We start from the raw sequence: 2,881 nt of genomic DNA, 5'->3' as shown, positions 1-2,881 counted from the left end.
AATGGTCTAGGCAAAGGCTGGGGGTTTGAAACCGCAGGCATTGATTTTGGGAATGTAGCGGTAGCGGCGCTGGCAGGCGGAGCATCCAGTCACTTTGCGGGCGGAACGTTCCGGGATGGGGCGCGTACTGGGGCATTGGCCAATTTATTTAACGAGCATAACTTAACCGAAAATATAACAGAAAAAATGGTCGCCCATATCGCTAGTAATCCACCCGATGGGCAGTGGCAAGAAGGAATGGACAATATGTTTAACCTTGAGGTTGGCCTTGGTATGTCAGGGAGTGCAGGCTATGTACTTTTTGGGCATTCTCATGAACTATCAGGAGTATGGAATACTCAGGGACAGTGGTGCTTAGTTAAGACCAGTTGCTTGAAAATAGGCCCAACGTTAGGTGCCGCAATAGGTCCATCTGGTTCTGTCAACCCACTTTCAGAGGCTATGGTTGTTGGTGAAACAAGTAAATCATTTGGATTTTTTGCTGATGCGGTCAAGGTTCTTGGGTTTAGTGGCTCGACTACTGGTATGTCTTACGCTAATGGGGGGGCGCGTTGGGGATACTTGATGGGGGCTGGTGTTCAAATGTGTACATCAGAAGCAGTTTATTGTATGTAATCAAATCGATAGAAATCAGAATGTTAAGCAAAATAAAATTCTTAGTACTGAAACATGAAGCCTGTTTGTTCGTTTTTTTTCCAATGGCTTTGTGTACAGTTTCATTTTCTTTGTTTTATTATGGCCTATTGGGCCGCTTTACTAATTTAGTAATGTCGGCAACGTTGTTTATAGGCTTATCTCTTCAAGCTATCTATCTCTACATGAAGTTGACAAGTGACTCTGATCGCTAGTGCTTTACATGTGAATAATAAGAGTTGAATCATCAGTGTGTTAGTGGTTCCGCAATAGGGGTTCGAGAGGTCTAAGCCATCATTATAGATAAACTGAAGAGCTTATTAAGGTGAGTTAAATGAAAAACATTAATAAAATCTTGTCATTTTGGCGCATTTTGTTATTGACTGGGATTTCACAGGTGGCTGCTATAGCCATTAATCCGTACGAAGGTCATTTTTATTCCCCAGAGGTTGACCTTTGGCACTCTGGCGCAGTTTATGGCTATTGGGGTTTTATTTTTGGATTGTTTTGGCATATTTATACTAATCATCATAAGTTAAAAGAAGAAATGTATATTTTGGCATTTTTGTTATCAGTAGCAACTGTTGTTTTTGTCATTGGGAAGTTCTTTCATGAGCAGTGGATCACATGACAGAGCGGGTTAAATCACTGATATCAGCTTTGCGCTTTAAGAAAACGTTACTTGCTACGATAGTACTTCTTATAACTATGGGATCTTTTCCAATCTACCGATATGTGTACCCCCATATCTATCGATTTGTAGAGCTCGAATGGCCTATCCCTTCTTACTATGTGGGGCCTAGGGAAGCAGATAATTCTGCTAGCAAAATCATATCGTTCAAATCTCCATTAGCAATAGCTCCTATTTACCATAGTGGCGCAGTGAGGTTTTATTTATCCCACAAAGGGTCATCAAATGAAGGTAGAGTTGAGGGGGATATCGTAGGTTGCTTTGGAACGTATCCCGCAATAATACCCGACCTTTCGAAAAATTCTGATTGGAGCATATTAGCTTTTCCTATCGATGAGTACCATTTCGTTATGTACACAGGTGATAGTGTTGAGTTAATACGGGAATTTCTAATAAGCTGTCCTATCGCAAATGGCCTATAGTAACACTCTTGGATTAGAAATATCTGCATGAGCAAGAATATGAGAGGCATGTGGTTTCTCGCCCTCATCGGGAAAAACTTGGGAGGATAGACCAGAACCATGGCCTGCAAACTAGTGGTGTTGTTGCTTTCTCTGTTGGTAATCGGTTGTGATAGAGCGCCAAGTAACATGTTATTACAAGCAAAGCTTGTCGTCTCAGAGTCTATAGAAAATGAGTACGACTGGGCATACATCTATTTCAAAGGACGAGCAGACGATAACGATGGTGAAGCACTGTTCTTTCTAGCGGCAATTGATATCAAAAAGTGCATCAGTCAAGACGAATGCGATTCTGACACAATCAGTTTGATAGAGAGAAACTTGGAGGCCTCACATATCAAAGGCTACCCTCTCTCATCCGCATTGTTAGAACACGCTTACAGGAGTGGATATCTATTTGGTGTTATAGATCCAACTAAAGCCGATGAGATAAAACGCTCGTTTGAGGAGAAGGTGGACGCTGGTGTGTTTGAGTACCCTATCGATACATATAGAAATACCAGCATTAAGCTATTGATAAGGGAGCCTAAAGCAACACCCTGAGAGGAGGTTTTGCCGCCTACACCGAGATCTACTCAGGAGTATATGAAATGCGCTATCACGAAGGGCTGGAAGGCTATCAGGCAGAGCAACGTAACTATCTGTATGTGGGAGGCCGCGCGATTGGTGTATCCATCAAGACAGAGCGCGTATCAGACAGTAGCGAACTGAGCCGGGAGTTGCACTACTTCCATCAGGATGCACTGAACTCGGTAAATCTTATCACTAACACTCTGGGACAAGTGATATCCGAAACCTGGTTCGACCCTTGCGGGAAGTGCGGGCGATCGACTGGTAGCAAAACCTCTCCGTTTCCCGCGGGGCTGCTATTCGGCAGTTTGACCAACCGCGGCTTTACCGGCCACGAGCACGTTGCTGAAGTGGGGCTTATTCATATGAATGCCCGGATATACGATCCCAACCTGGGGATATTCTTAAGCCCCGACCCCGCCATGCAATCTCCGGATGATGCCCTGAACCATAACCGCTATGCCTATGTGGTTAATAACCCATTGAAATACCACGACCCCAGCGGAAACATCTTCGGTCTAATCAT

Annotated in this window: 4 protein-coding genes; all 4 read left to right on the top strand. The window is 43.7% G+C overall.

All coding sequences use genetic code 11. The features are described from left to right. Window positions 1–615 (top strand): hypothetical protein (locus G462_RS24720; protein WP_035478518.1); only part of this gene is annotated, 615 nt, incomplete at its 5' end. 352 nt (window positions 616–967) lie between these two features. Further along, window positions 968–1,264: a hypothetical protein gene (locus G462_RS0120010; protein ID WP_026960555.1), complete on the top strand. Its 297-nt coding sequence runs from the start codon at window positions 968–970 to the stop codon at window positions 1,262–1,264. A 581-nt stretch (window positions 1,265–1,845) separates the two neighbouring features. Continuing rightward, window positions 1,846–2,328, top strand: coding sequence for a hypothetical protein (locus G462_RS0120000; protein WP_026960553.1), 483 nt, complete (start codon window positions 1,846–1,848; stop codon window positions 2,326–2,328). Window positions 2,329–2,375: 47 nt separating this feature from the next. Further along, on the top strand, window positions 2,376–2,881 hold a 506-nt coding region (locus tag G462_RS23550; protein ID WP_035478514.1), incomplete at its 3' end, for an RHS repeat domain-containing protein.

The sequence above is a fragment of the Aliagarivorans taiwanensis DSM 22990 genome (assembly GCF_000429505.1).
GTDB lineage: Bacteria > Pseudomonadota > Gammaproteobacteria > Enterobacterales > Celerinatantimonadaceae > Aliagarivorans > Aliagarivorans taiwanensis.
The sequence above is the reverse complement of the archived record's forward strand: the minus strand, read 5'-3'. Positions and strand labels throughout refer to the sequence as shown.

What these genes read in the sequence shown, in the direction of transcription:
- G462_RS0120010 (WP_026960555.1), top strand. Translation starts at nt 968, where the DNA reads ATGAAAAACATTAATAAAATCTTGTCATTTTGGCGCATTTTGTTATTG.
- G462_RS0120000 (WP_026960553.1), top strand. Translation starts at nt 1,846, where the DNA reads ATGGCCTGCAAACTAGTGGTGTTGTTGCTTTCTCTGTTGGTAATCGGT.